The organism is Bradyrhizobium forestalis, assembly GCF_002795245.1.
Classification (GTDB): Bacteria; Pseudomonadota; Alphaproteobacteria; order Rhizobiales; family Xanthobacteraceae; genus Bradyrhizobium; species Bradyrhizobium forestalis.
This window is the reverse complement of record NZ_PGVG01000012.1, coordinates 76,184-92,682: the sequence shown is the minus strand read 5'-3', so window position 1 is coordinate 92,682 and position 16,499 is coordinate 76,184. Positions and strand designations below refer to the sequence as shown.

The window sequence follows — 16,499 nt, the reverse complement described above, 5'->3', positions numbered from 1 at the left end:
GCGGACGCTACTATCGATCTTCAATCCAGAAATGCAGGCATGTTTGATTTTCTCAAATCGGTGATCGGCATCGGCAAGCCGGCGGGCGTACCTGCCACCGAAGCCGACAATGCCACGGTCCGGGAGATCGTGACCGACCTCAAGCGGCTGGAGACGATCAGCCCGGACCTCGCCAAACGCGCCATCGCCTATGTCTTGACGGGCGAAGCCAGTTCCGTTCTGCTTGAGCTCGAGCAACAGGCAAATGCCGTCAACGCCGCTCTCAACCACTACCAGCATACGCCCGCGGCTCAGGCCGCGCAGCAGAAGTCGATTGCAGCCCGCGGCAATGTTCTCAAGCGGCAACATGGACCCGAAACGACGTGGATAAGGCGCTACCTCGAGGTGCTCACGCAGCCTCACAAGGGCTCTCGCTACGGAGTCTTCGCCCATAAAGGGCCGAGCCCGATATGGCTTCGGGGCTTTTTTGCCCTAGGTCAACTCGGCCTGCATACGCAGCAGAAGCCAGCAACCGATCTCTCGACAGTGCTGAGCTGGCGCGATACCGACGACAGTGCGACCGTGCTTGCGTTAGACCTGCTCGTTCTGGAGAAGACCCACCCATATTATCTTGGTCAGCGTGACCTCGGATCGCAGTTCGACTTCGAACATGGCCTGCTGGCGGAGAAGCCGGCGGTCATCGAGTCCTTTGCGAAATACGATCGTCCGAGCCAGGCCATTGTCATTCATGTTCTGAAGCAGTTCGGCGTTCTCAGGAACGAATATTTTCAGCTCGTCTACCAGCAATATTTGTTGTCCCCCAGCAAAGCCGTTCGTGAGGCAGCCCAGAACGCGCTGCTCGCGGCATCGCCCGAGACTCTTGCCGCCAGCGTGATGCAGACCCTGGCCGACGGCAATCCGACGGCGCGCGCGCAAGCCGCGCAGATCCTGCCGCTGGTTATGGGCGAACGGGCACGACCTTTACTCGAGAACCATCTCGCCAACGAAACATCCAAGAACGTCCGCAAGGTCATCGAGCTCGGACTCGGATCGTCATTCGTCAGCGCTGAAGCCGCCCGGACCGTGCGCACATTGCAGGGCGACGGCGCCGAAGGCTATCTCGCCGCCGACGGAACCGAAGTGCTCGCGCCGCCAGCGGCCGCGTTGCCGGCACCGACGCCGATGTCCGACGACGTCAAGGCCGGCTATTACGCCCTGCTCGACAAGGCCTACGCCAATTCCATGAAGCACTACGAGCGGCAAAAGGGATATTACGAACAAGCCACGGCCGAGCAACGGAAATCCTGGTCGAAGTCGGCCCTTCCAGTATCGCCCCAACCGTTCGATCGCGCCGTCGCCGACCGATACTGCGCCTACCTGGCGTCGAGCGATCCGATCAATGAAGCCGCGATCACCGCGCTCGGGATTGTCGCCCCCTTCGCGCCCTACTACACGGAGGCCGCGGCCGATCCGCCGTTCAACAATCCAGACCTGACGCTTTGGCACCTCTGCCGCGCGCGCACCATTGAGACCTACCGAGCAACCAATCCGCATTGGTATATGGGGAATTTGCTGAGGGGCCACGGAGCGATTTCCGCCGCTATTCATTCGCGACTGACCAAAGGGGTCGATCTGCGTTCCGTGACGACGCTAATGCAGAAGGATCTCGAACCCAACGAACTGGCGAAGCACGCGCTGAACGCCGGCCTTTCCGAAGACCTAGCCCCGGAAAAGATCTGGCCCTATCTGGCAGCTCACTTCGATGTGCTTGACCAAGCATTGGGGCAAGCGGCGGCAACGGATTTTCACGATCCGCCGGTTCTGAACGCGCTGGGGGTGCTTCGCGTGTTTCCGAAACTGCCCGCGCGCTATTTCAACACCGTCCTGACCCACGCGCTGTCGTCCAAGAAATCCTTCAACAAGCCTGCCCGTGCCTTGCTGCTGGAAGTCGACGGCATCGAGCAACGTTTGCTGCCGTTCCTTTCCGACAGCAAACAGGACATCCGTTCTGGCGTCGCCGAGATGCTCGGGGCCATCGGTGCCGAGAGCGCCATCGAACCCATGCAGAAAGCGCTCGGCAAGGAGAAGTCCGAACTGGTGCGGGCTGCCCTCCTCGGCGCGCTGCGACGGCTCGATGTCGACATCTCCGGCTACGTCTCGCCGGAGATCCTGATCAAGGACGCGGCCACCGGTTTGAAAGGCAAGAAGGCCAAGGATATCGGCTGGTTTCCGCTCGACACCCTCCCCGCCCTCAAATGGGCGAGCGGCGGCACCGTTCCGGCAGACGTGCCACGCTGGTGGATCGCGCTCGCGGGAAAGCTCGCGCAACCCGCTGGCAACGCGCTGTTCTCGCTCTGGCTCGATCAGCTCGCTCCCGAAAGCGCCGAGGCGCTCGGCCGCCACATCCTCGGCAGCTTCCTGCGCTATGACGCAGCGCATTGCTCCGAAGACGACGCCAATGCTCATGCCAAGGCCCACGCCCAGCAGCGCTACGAGCAATATCAGGATTATGCCAAGCGCTGGAATAACGAGTTCTACCGCTCCTATACATATGAGAAGGCGTTTGCCGATCTGCGCGCGGAAAAGCTCGGGATCTATCTCAACAATGCCCAGGCCGATCGTGGCATCCTTGGGCTAGCGACGCGCGCGGAAGGCACCTTCGCGGTGCAGATGGTCCGCACCTATATGCGCGACCACTACAGGAGGACAGCGCAAGTCAAGGCGCTCGCGGAATATCTCAGCGGCCATACCTCCTCGGCCGCGCTCCAGATGCTGCTGTCGGTCGCCCGCCGCCATCGCACCAACGCGGTGCAGGTGCTGGCGCAAGCGCTGGTCGAACGCCTTGCCGACGAACGGGACTGGACCACCGACGAGCTGGCCGACCGCACCATTCCGACGGCAGGTCTCGACGAGCGCGCCATTCTCGACCTTGAAATCGGCAGCCGCCTCTATCAGGCCAAGCTCGATGCCGAAGACGTGCTGACGCTCTACAATCCCGACGGCAAGGTGGTGAAGAGCCTGCCCCAGGTCGGCGACGGGCCGGACAAGGAAAGCGCCGCAGAGGCCAAGAAGGCCCTCGCGAACGCCAAGAAGGAATTGAAGCAGGTTCACGAATTCCAGGCCAAGCGACTGTACGAAGCGCTCTGCGTCGGTCGACGCTGGCAGCTTGCCGATTGGCAACGCTTCCTGCTCGAGCACCCGATCGTCGGACGCTTGGTGCAGCGCCTGATCTGGCTAGGCATCGACGCGCAAGGTGACATCGTCACCTCGTTCCGGCCGCTCGAAGATCTGTCCCTGACCGACAGCAGCGACAATGCGGTCGATCCTGCCTCCTTCGCCACGGTCCAACTGGCGCATCGTTCACAGCTGACGGCCGAACAGAGCGAAAACTGGAAACAGCACCTCGCGGACTACAAGGTTGAGCCGCTGTTCAACCAATTGGATCGCCCGGTGCTGGCAAGCGCAGTCGGAGGCTCCATCGACGATCGGGCCGGATACATCATCGAAGCGTTCAAGCTGCGCAGCGCGGCGCAAAAGCTGGGCTATGACCGCGCGCAGGCCGAAGACGGCGGCTGGTTCACGCAATACATCAAGCCGTTCGCCGGCATCGCGATCAACGCCGTGATCGAGTTCACCGGGTCGCCGCTTCCGGAAGAGAATCGTGCGGTGGCGTTGGTCGCGGCCAAATTCGTGCGTGCGCGCAAGGGGCAGCGGTCGAGCTACGGCGCGCAGCTGGCGCTCAACGAGGTACCGCCCGTGCTGTTGAGCGAAGTCTGGAACGACCTTCATCAGATTGCGGCCGCCGGCAGCGGCTTTGCCGCCGACTGGCGCAACAAGGTGGCCTGGTAATGGAACAACGAAACGCCCTGCAGCTTCGCCCCAGCGCCGAAGCCCGCTTCGCCGACGAGCTCGCGGCGCTGAAGGCCGCCGATCAGGGCCGACGGCCGCCGGGATGGGCACTGTCCGCGCGCGCGGTCCGCAGCTTCATCCTTGGCGACAGCAAGCTCTCCATTCGCCGCAAATTCTACGGCGACGATGCGCTGGTCGAACGTGCTTTGGTCGCCTTGATGAGCGAGCAAGGCCTGATGCTGGTGGGTGAGCCCGGTACCGCCAAATCGATGCTATCGGAATTGCTGGCCGCAGCGATCAGCGGCTCCTCCATGCTGGTGGTGCAGGGATCGACCGGCGTCACCGAGGACCACGTCCGTTACGGCTGGAACTATGCGCTGCTGATTGCCGAGGGCCCGACCCCGCGCGCGCTTGTCCCCTCGCCGGTCATGGAAGCGATGCGCCTTGGCCGTGTCGTGCGCGTCGAGGAGCTGACGCGTTGTCCGCCCGAGATTCAGGATGTCCTGATCTCCGTGCTGTCGGAAAAGGTGATGGCGATACCCGAGCTCGGCGAGAGCGCCAGCGTCTATGCCGCGCCGGGCTTCTCGGTGATCGGTACCGCCAATCTCCGCGACCGGGGTGTGCATGAAATGTCAAGCGCGCTCAAACGCCGTTTCAACTTTGAAACCGTGCTTCCGCTGACCGACCCCGCCCTGGAAATGGAGTTGATCCGCCAGGAAGTCGACAAACGGCTCGGCCGTGCCGACATTTCGGTGAACTTCCCCGACGAGGTCACCGATCTCCTTGTCACGACCTTCCAGGATTTGCGCCGGGGCCAGACCAGGGACCAGGTGCCGCTGTCAAAACCGTCGGCCGTGATGTCGACCGCGGAGGCCGTGAACATCGCCCACGCCGCCGCGCTCGAGGCGGCGTTTCTCGGCAACGGCGACGTCGGCGGCGCCCATATCGGGCGCCAGTTGCAGGGCGTCATCGTCAAGGACAATGCGGACGACGTGAAGAAGGTTCGCGCTTATGTCGATCACATCGTCAAGGAACGCGCCCGCCGCAGCAAGGTGTGGTCGGATTTTCTCGGCGCGGTGAAGGCGATGAAAGACGAGCGCTGAGGCTCACGGCATGAGCGTACTTGATCCGGCCGCTACCGCCGGCCGCCTGTTTGACACCGAACGTAAGCTTTACTTTTTCCCGATCCGTCATCACTCGCCGGCCTGCGCGCTGCATCTGCGCGACGCGCTGCGCGCCATCCGTCCCGCCGCCGTCCTGATCGAGGGGCCGGTCGATTTCGAGCCGCTGATCGCCGAGTTGCTGGCACCGGGCGTCGTGCCACCGGTAGCCATGGTCGCGCTGCCGGACAGTGAGGCGCGCACCGGCAAAGGCCGCAGCGGCACCACCTATTATCCGATTTGCAGCCATTCGCCTGAATATGTCGCGATCCAGGAAGCCCGCCAACTCGGTGCCGCCATCCGCTTCATCGACCTGCCGTCCCGCCATCCCTCCATGCTGTCGGACGTTCGCGACAAGGACCAGCCGCTGCTGCCGATGCGGGAGACAATGTTCGATCGCGGCGCTTATGTGGAGGCGATGTGCGCGCGAACCGGCTTCCGCGACGGCCTGGCGTTATGGGACGGGCTGTTCGAGGCACGCGCCCGCAGCACCGACTGGCGCGCCTTCTTTGCCAGCGTCGGGGCCTATTGCGCCTCGTTGCGCGCCGCGTCTCACACGGATGAGTTACAGGCCGACGGGACGCAGGCGCGCGAAGCCATGATGTGCGCCTGCATCCATGATGCGATCGCAACGGCATCGGGACCAATCGCCGTCGTGACCGGCGGCTTTCACACACCGGCGTTGATCGACGCGCAACCGCAAACGACACAGCCGGACTGGACCACCAGCCGGTCCGATGCATGGCTCATTCGCTATGACTTTCGCGCGCTCGACCGGCTGAACGGCTACGGCGCCGGTCTTCCGCTGCCCGGCTTCTACGAACGCGTCTGGAAGCGCGTGATCGGCGCGAATGGCGAGGCCGAGAGCTCGTTGACCGAGGAGATCCTGACGAGCTTTCGCTCTCATCTGATCGCGAACGAACCGGCGCTGGCGTTCCCGTTCCCGACCCTGCGCGCCATGGTCGAAACGGCAACGCGTCTTGCCGATCTGCGCGGACTGCCCGAGCCCGGCCGCACCGAGCTGTTCGACGCGGTGCAATCATCGGCCATCAAGGAAGAGATCGAACTCGGCAGTCATCCGCTGCTGGCCGCCTTCAGTGCTTTTCTCGGAGGCGACCGGCTGGGCGATCTGCCTCCCGGCAGCCGGCTGCCGCCGCTGATCGAACGGGCGCGCAGCGAAGCCAGAGCGCACGGCCTGTCTCTCGAAGATGCCGTGCCCAAGACACGCGAGCTCGATATCTATCGCAAGCCACGGCATACCCAGGCCAGCCGGTTTCTGCACGCGATGCGGCTGGTGGCGCCCGCCTTCGCCCAGCGAGTCAAGGGCCCCGACAGGGTCCATGGCTTTCGCGCCGATACGCTGATGGAGACCTGGACCTACGCCTGGTCCCCCGCAGTCGAGGCATCCCTGATCGAGCGGGCGGCCGACGGTGAAACCGTGCAAGACGTCGCCGCAGCGATCCTGATCCGGCGTCTCGCCGATCTTGAAAAAGAGGGCCAGCGCAACAACACCGAGGCGGCGTTCAACCTGCTCAGCTTTGCCTTCGATGCCGGCATTGGCGGCGCCGCCGATACGTTGATGGGGGCCGTCAGCGCCGCGGTTGGCGCCGATACCCTTCTCTTGCGCCTGACCAATGCCCTGGTCATCGGCCAGGGCCTCGATGGCCGGGCGAAGGCCATGCACTCCGACACGACCGTCCGGGCATTCGCATCTCTGCTCCCGCCCCTGCTCGATCGGCTGGCGCGCCGCATCGCCGAGCTGCTGCCCGACCTTGCCGCCGTCGATGCCGACCATGTTGGCGAAGCAACGCAGTGCCTTGCGGCCCTGGTCGAGGCGATGGCCGATCCCCGTCCGCCGTTTCCGACAGAGCCGCTTCGCGACGCCCTTGCGCAGCTCCTGAGCGCGCAGCTCGATCCGCAACTGACCGGCGCCGTGATCGCGGTTGCCGCCTTGATCGGGCAGATCGATGAAACCGAAGCCGGGCGACGCTTGTCGGCGGCGCTGGCAGGCGCATTCGAACGCCCCGGCGAGGCCATCCGCGCGCTGTCTGGAGTGATGGCACTTGCGCCGCAGCTGTTCGTCAATGACAGCGGCGTCATCGCGGCCATCGACGATCTGTTCGGTGCCGTGGACGACCAGGGCTTCCTCGCCCTGCTGCCGCAACTGCGCATGGCATTCGCCGAACTCAGTCCACATGAGACCGATCGTGTGGCAGCAGTCGTCGCAGCCGCGCACGGCGCCGACGACGACGACATCGCCATGCTGCAGCATGTCCCGGATGCACGCGTGCTGTCGGATCACCTCGCACTCAGCGAAAGGCTGCGCAACCAGTGGCGCGAGGATGGCTTGGCGCAGTGGCTGGAGCAGGCGCCATGACGTCAGCGAACGATGGGACGACGCCATTGTCAGCGGAGCAGACACGCCGCCTGCTGCGCTGGCGGATGGCGCTGGGGCGTTACGCCGACAACCGGCTCAGCAGTTCGGGCCTCTCGGCCGAAGATCTGCGGCGTGATCAATTGCTCGAGCGGATCTATGCTGAACGCGGACGCCAGCGCGGCCTGCGCCTGGGCAGCGGCCGCAAGGGCTCGCTCGATGCGAGCCAGATCACCATTCCAGACTGGCTCACCGACAGCCGCCGCCTGTTTCCGGATTCGGTATTCGAGACCATTCAGGGCCATGCGCTGAATGATCTCGGGCTCGCCAGTCTGTTCGCCAATCCGGCCGCGCTCGAGAAGTTGCAGCCCAATCTCGACCTGATGAAGGTGCTGCTCGCATTTAGGGGAAAGGCTGACAGGAACCTCGTCGATGCGATCCGCCGGGTCGTCGATGTCGTGGTCGAAGAGTTGAAGCGGAAGCTGAAGGCGGAGATGGACCGCGCTCTGTCGGGCCGGCGCGATCGGTTTCGCCGCGGCAAGCTGCGATCGGCCGCCAATCTCGATCTCCGCCGCACCATCCGGGACAATCTGCGCCATTTTGATCCCGAGCGTAACGCCGTCATCGCCGAGCGGCTGCATTTCGTGTCCCGGCAGAAGCGCCGCATGCCGTGGACGATCATCCTGTGCGTCGACCAAAGCGGGTCGATGCTGAATTCGCTCATCCACGCCACCGTGATGGCCTCGATCCTTGCAGGCCTGCCGGCCGTCGACGTGCGCTTCGTCGCCTTCGATACCTCGATCGTCGACATGTCCGACAAGCTTGCCGATCCGGTCGACCTGCTGCTCTCGGTCCAGCTCGGCGGCGGCACCGACATCGCGCGCGCAATGACCTATTGCGAGAGCCTCGTCGTCAATCCGAGCCGCACCGTCATCGCGCTGATCAGCGATTTCGAGGAAGGCGGCTCGCTCGCCGAGCTCCTGCGCTGCGTGCGCCGCCTGGCGGAAGCTCGCACCAGGCTGATTGGCCTGGCCGCGCTCGACACTGACGGCGCAGCCGTCTTCAATCGCTCAGCCGCCGAGAAATTGGCAGGCCTTGGCATGCATGTCGCGGCGATGACGCCCGACCGCTTCGCCGAATGGCTGGTCGGCGTCATGGACTGAGGCCTGGCACAATCATGTCCGCGCTCATCCCGCTTTATGCCGAGATCGACGATGCCACCCTGGTGGCGACGGCGTCCAAAGGCATCGTTCGCCGCGCGCGTGCCGACGCGGTCAATGTGCAGTTCGAAAAGATCGGTGCCGACGAGATCGTCGGCCGCATTGACGATGCCACGGTGCGACTCGACGACAAGGGTCTCGGCAAGGCACGCTGCACGTGCCCGGCCGCGACCGTCTGCCGACACAAGATCGCCGTCGTGTTGGCGCTGCGGACCAGGGCCGGCGAATCTCAGGCCGCCGCACCGGTGGTCGAGACGGATTGGCCGGCCCGGCTCGCGACGTTCGATCGCAAAACCCTCCAGAGCGCAGTCGGCAAGACCGGACTGCGCGAGGCCATCAGGCTGCTGGCCCTCGCCGAACCTGCGACGATCGAGCCCGACCGAGCCTCGCTCAGGGTCGTGCTGCGATCGAATGCCGAGGAGATCGAGGTCGTGATCCCCAGTCAGGGCGGTTTCGGCTCGCTCGCGTCCGCCCTGCCCGAGCGCCGCCAGCCAGCCGGCCATGCCGCCGCCGTGCTCGCAGCACGCCAGCATTTCGGCCACGAGGCGATCGAACTCGACGATGCAGAAACCATCGTCGATCAGAGAAGCTTCGTTCCGGATGCCGCGTTGCTCGCCGCCATGCGGGACGCGGTCTGCCGTGCCTATGCGCAGGGCTTTGCAGTCCCCTCTCGCGCGCTCGAAGTGCGGCTGACGTTGCTTGCGGTGTCCGGGCGTGCCGAGGCGATGCCGCGTCTTTCCGCGAGCCTGCGGCGCATTGCCGAGGGGCTGGACCAGCGGCGGTCCCGCAACGTCAACCACGACCCGGTGGAACTGCTGCGTGAGATCGCATCAGCCCATGCGCTGCTCTATGCGATGTCGCAGACCGCAGATGAGGCGCGGCTGCGCCGGCTTGCTGGCATGGTGCGCGCCGAATACGAGCCGGTCGGCGATGTCGACCTGATCGGGCTTGGCGCGACCCTGTTCGAGACGATCACGGGTGCGGTTGGTGTGACCGGCCATTTCGTCGAACCGGCAACAGGGCAGCGCTTCACAGCCACGCTGGCCAGAGCCACGACCCACGACACGCGCTTTGACCCGCGCGCGGCCTATCGGACCCAGCCGATCTGGAGCCACACACTGGCCCGGCTCTCGTCGGCGACCTTCCGTCTGTCCGGAGCGCAGGCATCGTCCAGCGGTCGGCTCTCTTTGTCGCAGGCGACCCGCGCTGAGACGGTTCAGCCGTTTCGACCAAACCGCGACGCGATCGCGGCCTGGGCTCAGGATCACACCACTCCGCTTGCCGGTCTCGCTTACATGTCCTGGCCGATGCTTGCCGACCATCTCGCCCGGCAGTTCGCACCTTCGCTCGATGCGCCGCTGCTTGCGGCCCAGCCCGTCGTGCTGCTGCCGAGCCGAGTATCACCGGTGGCCTTTGACGATCTGACGCAGCGGCTGCGCTGGCCGCTGATGGACGCAGGAGGCAGCTGGATTTCGCTCACCCTCGATCATGACGACGAGGGACGCGGCCTTGGCGCCAGCCGTATCGCGGCGCTCGAGGCTACGATCGGCGATGGCGGCAACAAGCGTCCCTTTGCGATCGTTGCGCTCGCCCGGCCCGAGGCCGGAAAGATGACGCTGGAGCCGATGGCACTCTGGGGAGACCAGCAGATTTCGCTCGATTTTCCCGAGCGCACCCCGGTAACGACCGACGTCGTCTCGCGCGTCATGGCGGGGCTGCGTAGGAAAGTGGCCCAGTTCGCACCACCGCCGCCCGCGGACGTCACGGTGCGCCAGACGACTCAGCTGCTGCAAACCGGCGTCGATGCGTTGATCCGCTTCGCAGAAGCCGGTCTTCATGCCTCGGCCCAACAGAAGCTGCTGGCGCCGCTGGCGCAGACCTATCAGCTGGCTTCGCTGACCCCACTGGCCCGGCTGTTTCTACGCGCCGCCGCCAGCCGCGAAGGTGACATAACTCCCGCGGCCCTGGCCTCGGCCCAAGGATTGTTCACGCTGCAAAACCTTACCGGCCGCCTTCAGGTCTGGACCTGATCAGCGCGACAAGCGACGCGACACCGCCGCGGTCATGTCCAAAAAATTCGTGAGATTTCAATGCCGCATTTGTTTGGTGCGCTCGGAGGGACTCGAACCCCCACGATTTTACTCACTGCCACCTCAAGGCAGCGCGTCTACCAGTTCCGCCACGAGCGCTTTGGGGATGCCGGCTTGAGGCTTGAGGGCCGGCCGGATCAACGGCGCCGATCTAACAAATCCATCAGAGGGGTACAAGCCTGCAAAGGCCCTGAATTCCACAAGCTTTGCCGGAAATTTCCAGCCATCTGCCCGAATCGGCCCTTGCCCGGTACCCAGGCCGCTACCGCATGCCCGGGGCCCTACCGGGTCCCCGGCGAGCGCGGCAGCATCTGCTTGACCTCGACCGCGATCCGGTTGCGGTCGACCAGCACGACACCAGAGGCGACCGGCAGATTATTGGCCAAAACCTTGACCTCGTCGGCCTCGGTTGCGTCCAGCTCGATGATGGCGCCGCGGGAAAGACGTAATACCTGATGGATCGGCATGGTGGTCGTCCCGAGGACGACCATGAGATCCACGGTGACTTTATCGAGAGTGGGCACTGTCAGGACCGCCGCAACTTGGGACTTGCGCCAAAGGACTTGGCATTTGCGCCTGCGATCATCACCACGTTATGGTTAGCCAATGGTTAATTCGCCTGAAAACCCCCGCCGAAACCAGCGTCAAGAGCTCGATCTGACGCCGTTTTCCGCCTCAGCCGGCGAGCCCGTCGAATGGCTGATCTCGGACGCTCCGGTGCCCTATCCGGACGCGGTGGCCACCATGGAGGCCCGGGTCGCCGCGATTGCCGCGGGCGAGGCGCCGGAGCTGGTCTGGCTGCTCGAGCACCCCCCGCTCTACACCTCCGGCACCTCGGGCAAGGACTCCGACCTGCTCGATGCCCGCTTCCCGACCTTTGCAACCGGGCGTGGCGGTCAGCTCACCTATCACGGGCCGGGCCAGCGGGTGGCTTATATCATGCTGGACCTCAAGCGGCGCCGGCCCGATGTCCGGGCCTATGTCGCCGGTCTGGAGGAGCTGATCCTGCGCACGCTCGCCGCCTTCAACGTCCGCGGCGAGCGGCGCGAGGACCGGGTCGGCGTCTGGGTGAAGCGGCCCGACAAGGGACCTGAGCACGAGGACAAGATCGCGGCGATCGGCGTCAGGCTGAAACGCTGGGTCTCGTTCCACGGCATCGCCATCAATGTCGAGCCGGAGCTGTCGCATTTCGCCGGCATCGTGCCCTGCGGCGTCGTCGATCCCCGCTACGGCGTCACCTCGCTGGTCGATCTCGGCCAGCTCGTGACCATGGCCGATGTCGACATCGCACTCAGGCAGGCGTTCGAACAGCTTTTCGGGCCAACCCGCGCGCTGCTGCCGGAAACGGTCGCCTGACCATCCCCTTTTGGACAAGCAAAGCTCGCGTTCTCTGCAGGCGCGGAATCGGTTACGCTTGAGGCCGGTGCCGCCCACGCCTCCCCCCTCCGCCGGGAAAGCAGACCTCATGCCGGGCGAGTTGATCATCGGCCGACTGTTCGAGCGCCAGGCATAAGGAGGGGTTGCGATCCATGCTCGCAATGGGAGGTTTTGACGATGAGACTGTCTGCGCCCATCTACCATCTCAAGCGCAAGGCGAAGCGCCTGTCCCGCGAAGCCAGCATTCCGCTCCACGATGCGCTTGACCGCATCGCTGCGACGGAAGGTTTCTCCGCCTGGAGCATGCTCGCGGCGAAAGCAGCCGCAGTGACGCCGGCCAACAAACTGTTCCCGCAATTCCGGCCGGGCGATTTGGTGCTGGTCGGGGCCCGTCCCGGCCAGGGCAAGACGTTGATGAGCCTCGAACTTGCCGTCGAAGCCATGAAGTCGGGCCATCGCGCCGCGTTCTTCTCGCTCGAATATACGCAGAGAGATGTGCTGGATCGCCTGCGGGCGATCGGGGCGGAGCCGGCGCAATTCGACAAGCTGTTCGAGGTCGATTGCTCCGACGCCATCAGCGCCGACTACGTCGTGAAACAAATGGCTTCGGCGCCGCGCGGCACATTCGTGGTGATCGACTATCTGCAACTGCTCGACCAGAGGCGGGAAAACCCGGACCTCACCGTTCAGGTGCGCGCGCTGAAATCATTCGCGCGTGACAAGGGGCTGATCGTCATCTTCATCTCGCAGATCGACCGATCCTACGATCCCGCGGTCAAGCCCTGCCCCGACCTCAGCGACGTCCGCTTGCCGAACCCGCTGGACCTGAAGCTGTTCGACAAGACGTGCTTCATCAACAACGCCGAAGTTCAGTTCCGCGCGGCGGGCTGATGGCTGCAGGCCGCGGGTGAGATTGTTCACCCGCGGCCTGCAACGTCATGCCGCCTTCAGTGCAACCTCGAGCTTGCCGGCGACATAGCGCCGCTCCTGTGTCAGACCGCCAAAGCCGTAGGCGTCGCCCCTGACCTCGTCGACATGCAGGTAAGTCTCGGGATGCAGCGGGCCCAGGATCTCGGCCATGCGCTTGAACATCGCAGCGAGATAGGCCGCCTTCTCGTCCTTGGTGTTGGTGCCCTCGGTGACGTGAATGTCGATCCAGTAGCTTGCGAGCTTCTGCTCCGCGAGCGACTTGCCACCGGCGAACCAGTCGCCGGCATCCACGGACTTCACGATGATGGCCGTGACCTCTGGATCCTTGTGCAGGATCTTTGCGGTGAGCTCGGACACGGCCTTGGCGATGTCGGCCTTCAGGGAGGGCGACTGGCGGGACGAGGTGTAGGACACGGTGATCAGGGGCATGGTGGTTCTCCTCGAGATGCCACGCGACTTGCGCGGCGTTGGTGAGAAGCTAGACCTGCGGACGTCATTTTGGTATCTTATCTATTCCGATATCAGTGATAACAATTTATAATGATGACCACACTCGACATCGCCACTGTCCGGGCGTTCCTACTGGTCGCCGACCTCCAGAGCTTTACCCGTGCCGCCGAAACGCTCGGCACGACGCAGGCCGCGGTCAGTCTCAAGTTGCAGCGGCTGGAGACATTGCTGGCAAAGCGCCTCGTCGAGCGCTCGCCGCGCGCAGTACGCCTCACCGCCGACGGCGCGGCCTTTCTCGATCGCGCCCGTGCGCTGATTGCGGCGCATGATCGCGCACTGTCCGACGAAGCTTCAGCCGCGCAGTCGCTCTCGCTCGGTATCTCCGACCACGCGGCGGGGCCCGAGCTTGTGCCGCTGCTCGAACGTCTGCACGCGATGTCCTCAAGCCTCACCCTCGCCGTCACCATCGGCTTCTCGCGCGAGATGCAGGATGCCTATGACGCCGGCGAGCTGGATGCGGTGATCGTTCGCCAGGAAGGCAGCCGCCGCGGCGGCGAGAAGCTTGCCGAGGACGAGTTTTGCTGGTTCGCCGCACGACGCTTCGCCCTGCCGAAAGGTGAGCCGCTGCCGCTTGCGACACTTGCCCCGCCCTGCGGCGTCCGCGCCGTCGCCGTGCGCGCGCTCGACAAGGCCGGCATCGCCTGGCGCGAGCGTTTTGTCGGCGGCGGCGTTACCGCGGTGGTCGCAGCCGCGCTTGCCGGACTTGCGATCGCGCCGCTGGCGCGGCGGATTGCGCCTCCCGGGTTGGTCGATATCGGGGCTGCGCACAAGCTGCCGAAGCTCGGCAGCTCCAAGGTGATGCTGCATTCAAAGGTCAGCGATCCCGCCAAGCTCGCGGCACTACGTGCGGTGGCGGCGACATTTCGGAGCTTGCCGGCTTGAGCCAGCTTAACGCTCACAAGATCGCCTCGAACGCGCTGCGCAGCGTCTCGTGACGGAACACAAAACCACGGCTCAACGCCTTGTTCGGCAGCACGCGCTGGCCGCCCAGCAGCAGCTCGTCGGCAAACCCGCCGCCGATCCGGCGCAGCAGGCCGCCGGGAATGCGAAACACCGCGGGCCGGTGCAGGCGGCGGCCAAGCTCTTCGGTGAATTTTGCGTTGGTGACCGGGATCGGCGCGGTGCCATTGACGGGGCCGGTGAGGTCGGGCGTTGCCATCACATAGGCGATCAGCCGGATCAGATCGTCGCGCTCGATCCAGGACATCCACTGCCGCCCGGTGCCGAGCGGGCCACCGAGACCGAACTCGAACGGCGTCAGCATCCGCGTGATGAAGCCGCCTTCGGTGCCGAGCACGAGGCCGATGCGCAAATAGACCACGCGCACGCCGAGCTCCTCCGCCGGCCGCGCCGCCTTCTCCCAGGCCGCGCACAGCTCGTGGCTGAAGCAGGCATGCGACTTCGCCGATTCCGTCAGCACCTGGTCGGCCCACAGGCCGTACCAGCCGATCGCGGAGCCGCTCACCAGCACCTCGGGCTTGCGGTCGAGCCGCGCGATCAGCTTGACGACCTCGCCGGTCATGTCGATGCGCGAACTGATGATCTTCGCGCGCTTCGCCTCGCTCCAAAGACCGTTGCCGATCGGCTCGCCCGCGAGATTGACGATTGTATCGATCTGCGTGTCCGCGGCGAGCTGGTCGAGGCTGGTGATCAGCGTCACCGGCGGCGGCAGCATCTCGGCCTTCGCCGGATTGCGGATCAGCGCGATGACGTGATGCCCTGCCCCGCTGAGGCTCGCCGCAAGCCGGCTGCCGATGAAGCCGGTGGCGCCTGATATCAGCACGGTCTTGCAGCCGGGTAGCTTTTCGACAAGTCCGGCCGCCGGCACGCTTCGCATGCGGCCGAGCCGGCGCATCGCCGCAAAATCCCTGACGCCGCACAGCGCCGCGCCGACTGCACATGCGGTCGCGGCGATGCTGAGCAGGCCCTGATACACGACTGTCACGCCAAAGGGCTGCATCGCCCAAGCGATCAGCACCGGCAGCAGCAGCACCAGGATGGCACCGTAATTGATCGCAAGCAGCGTGTGATTGATGCGCTCGCTCGGCGGCAGCTTGCGGCTCAGATCCTCCTCGACGAAATCCATCAGCGTGATGACGATCTCGGCGACCAGCACCGCGACGATCAAGAGCGCCAGCACGCCGTAAACCTCGAGCCAGCCGAGCACGAGGAACAGCAGCGCATAGAGCATGTTGCGGATGCCGTGCAGCTTCAATTCGAAACGCTGCGACGGTCGCCAGGCCAGGCGCTCGGTGAATTCGTGGTGGTAGAAGGTGTCGAACACGCCCATCGCGATCTGGATGGCGATGAGGGTCCACAACAGCGGCGTCATGATACGGCCTCCCTGAACAAGGCGGACTGATGGATCAGCGCGCCGTAACGCGGGTGAGTGACATCGAGGGTGAAGCGGAAGGCGCCCTCGCCGAGATCTTGATGCGTCACGGTGAGTTCTCCCGGCGTCAGCCATCGCGGCAGCGGGAACCATAGGCGTCCAAGCTGGAGGCCATAGCCAGCGCTGCGAAAGGTCAGCACCTGATCCTCGACCGCGATGCGAAGCGCCATCGAGACGCCGAAGCCGACATACTCTTCGAGCCCGGTCGGGCCGGCGAAGCGCTTGGCGGAATGGATCACCTGCGGAAAGCCGCGCTTGCGCGCGCAGATCCGAGTCCAGGTCTGACCGCCGGTCGCGCCATCCTCGGTGACCGTGACGATCATGGGCGCGCCGGTGTCGCGTCCGGTCGGCAATGGCCCGCCGATCAGGCGGGCGGCTTGCGCGAACCACCGGCCGATGTCGCTGAAGGCGATCTCATCGACCACGCCGACATAAACGATGCTGTCGCCGTCGGCGACGCGTTTCGAGAAGCGCCGCCAGGTCGCGAGCGGCAGGCGGCCCCAATCCTCGTCCGACAGCAGCGCGCGGAAACGGCGATCGTCGAACAGCTTAGTGTGAGCGGAGGAAGATGCGCTTGAGCCTGATAGTCGAGCCGACGTCATCGCCCCCTCCTCAATG

General features: G+C 64.9%; 12 protein-coding genes and 1 tRNA gene. 8 read left to right on the top strand and 5 right to left on the bottom strand.

From position 1 onward, the window contains the following. The first annotated feature begins 39 nt into the window (after positions 1–39). Genes CVM73_RS16675 through CVM73_RS16655 form a run of 5 tightly spaced genes read left to right on the top strand, consistent with a single transcriptional unit; the run spans position 40 to position 10,612 of the window. Positions 40–3,828 (top strand): DUF4132 domain-containing protein, encoded by a 3,789-nt coding sequence (locus CVM73_RS16675; RefSeq protein ID WP_100233042.1) that lies wholly within the window; start codon positions 40–42, stop codon positions 3,826–3,828. Continuing rightward, a complete protein-coding gene (locus CVM73_RS16670; protein WP_100233041.1) occupies positions 3,828–4,931 on the top strand; it encodes an ATP-binding protein in 1,104 nt (367 codons plus the stop codon). The genes CVM73_RS16675 and CVM73_RS16670 overlap by 1 nt, the downstream gene beginning before the upstream one ends. 10 nt (positions 4,932–4,941) lie before the next feature. Further along, on the top strand, positions 4,942–7,365 hold the full coding sequence (locus tag CVM73_RS16665) for a DUF5682 family protein (RefSeq protein ID WP_100233040.1): 2,424 nt from the start codon (positions 4,942–4,944) through the stop codon (positions 7,363–7,365). Then, positions 7,362–8,525: a VWA domain-containing protein gene (locus tag CVM73_RS16660; protein ID WP_208639212.1), complete on the top strand. Its 1,164-nt coding sequence runs from the start codon at positions 7,362–7,364 to the stop codon at positions 8,523–8,525. Before CVM73_RS16665 ends, CVM73_RS16660 begins: the two co-directional genes overlap by 4 nt. Positions 8,526–8,539: 14 nt before the next feature. Continuing rightward, a complete protein-coding gene (locus CVM73_RS16655) occupies positions 8,540–10,612 on the top strand; it encodes an SWIM zinc finger family protein (RefSeq protein ID WP_100233038.1) in 2,073 nt (690 codons plus the stop codon). Between the two features lie 74 nt (positions 10,613–10,686). Here CVM73_RS16655 and CVM73_RS16650 read toward each other — a convergent pair. Together CVM73_RS16650 and CVM73_RS16645 are read right to left on the bottom strand one after the other, a co-directional pair. Beyond that, positions 10,687–10,771: transfer RNA gene (locus tag CVM73_RS16650), tRNA-Leu, on the bottom strand. Between the two features lie 182 nt (positions 10,772–10,953). Beyond that, positions 10,954–11,196 (bottom strand): FliM/FliN family flagellar motor switch protein, encoded by a 243-nt coding sequence (locus CVM73_RS16645; protein WP_018647371.1) that lies wholly within the window; start codon positions 11,194–11,196, stop codon positions 10,954–10,956. 82 nt (positions 11,197–11,278) lie between these two features. Between CVM73_RS16645 and lipB the strand changes: the two genes are divergently transcribed. Together lipB and CVM73_RS16635 are read left to right on the top strand one after the other, a co-directional pair. Then, positions 11,279–12,028 carry a lipoyl(octanoyl) transferase LipB gene (lipB, locus tag CVM73_RS16640; protein ID WP_100233037.1) on the top strand — a complete coding sequence of 250 codons (750 nt, stop codon included), beginning with the start codon at positions 11,279–11,281 and terminating at the stop codon, positions 12,026–12,028. Positions 12,029–12,226: 198 nt separating this feature from the next. Further along, the gene (locus CVM73_RS16635) at positions 12,227–12,940 is read left to right on the top strand and encodes a DNA helicase (RefSeq protein ID WP_100233036.1); all 714 of its coding nucleotides are present in this window, start codon (positions 12,227–12,229) and stop codon (positions 12,938–12,940) included. 45 nt (positions 12,941–12,985) lie between these two features. Here the strand turns inward: CVM73_RS16635 and CVM73_RS16630 are convergent, their stop codons facing one another. Next, entirely contained in the window at positions 12,986–13,408 is a 423-nt protein-coding gene (locus CVM73_RS16630) for a tautomerase family protein (RefSeq protein ID WP_100233035.1), read from the bottom strand. Between the two features lie 111 nt (positions 13,409–13,519). Here CVM73_RS16630 and CVM73_RS16625 point away from each other — a divergent pair, with 111 nt between their 5' ends. Continuing rightward, positions 13,520–14,371: a LysR family transcriptional regulator gene (locus CVM73_RS16625; protein ID WP_100233034.1), complete on the top strand. Its 852-nt coding sequence runs from the start codon at positions 13,520–13,522 to the stop codon at positions 14,369–14,371. 13 nt (positions 14,372–14,384) lie between these two features. Here the strand turns inward: CVM73_RS16625 and CVM73_RS16620 are convergent, their stop codons facing one another. Continuing rightward, on the bottom strand, positions 14,385–15,821 hold the full coding sequence (locus CVM73_RS16620; RefSeq protein WP_100233033.1) for a TIGR01777 family oxidoreductase: 1,437 nt from the start codon (positions 15,819–15,821) through the stop codon (positions 14,385–14,387). Then, positions 15,818–16,483 (bottom strand): DUF4166 domain-containing protein, encoded by a 666-nt coding sequence (locus CVM73_RS16615; RefSeq protein WP_100233032.1) that lies wholly within the window; start codon positions 16,481–16,483, stop codon positions 15,818–15,820. The genes CVM73_RS16620 and CVM73_RS16615 overlap by 4 nt, the downstream gene beginning before the upstream one ends. Positions 16,484–16,499: the final 16 nt, after the last annotated feature.

Bases quoted from the DNA above. Each gene is read 5' to 3' on its own strand.
- CVM73_RS16675 (WP_100233042.1), top strand. From the start codon at position 40: ATGTTTGATTTTCTCAAATCGGTGATCGGCATCGGCAAGCCGGCGGGC.
- CVM73_RS16670 (WP_100233041.1), top strand. From the start codon at position 3,828: ATGGAACAACGAAACGCCCTGCAGCTTCGCCCCAGCGCCGAAGCCCGC.
- CVM73_RS16665 (WP_100233040.1), top strand. From the start codon at position 4,942: ATGAGCGTACTTGATCCGGCCGCTACCGCCGGCCGCCTGTTTGACACC.
- CVM73_RS16660 (WP_208639212.1), top strand. From the start codon at position 7,362: ATGACGTCAGCGAACGATGGGACGACGCCATTGTCAGCGGAGCAGACA.
- CVM73_RS16655 (WP_100233038.1), top strand. From the start codon at position 8,540: ATGTCCGCGCTCATCCCGCTTTATGCCGAGATCGACGATGCCACCCTG.
- lipB (WP_100233037.1), top strand. From the start codon at position 11,279: ATGGTTAATTCGCCTGAAAACCCCCGCCGAAACCAGCGTCAAGAGCTC.
- CVM73_RS16635 (WP_100233036.1), top strand. From the start codon at position 12,227: ATGAGACTGTCTGCGCCCATCTACCATCTCAAGCGCAAGGCGAAGCGC.
- CVM73_RS16630 (WP_100233035.1), bottom strand. From the start codon at position 13,408: ATGCCCCTGATCACCGTGTCCTACACCTCGTCCCGCCAGTCGCCCTCC.
- CVM73_RS16625 (WP_100233034.1), top strand. From the start codon at position 13,520: ATGATGACCACACTCGACATCGCCACTGTCCGGGCGTTCCTACTGGTC.
- CVM73_RS16620 (WP_100233033.1), bottom strand. From the start codon at position 15,821: ATGACGCCGCTGTTGTGGACCCTCATCGCCATCCAGATCGCGATGGGC.
- CVM73_RS16615 (WP_100233032.1), bottom strand. From the start codon at position 16,483: ATGACGTCGGCTCGACTATCAGGCTCAAGCGCATCTTCCTCCGCTCAC.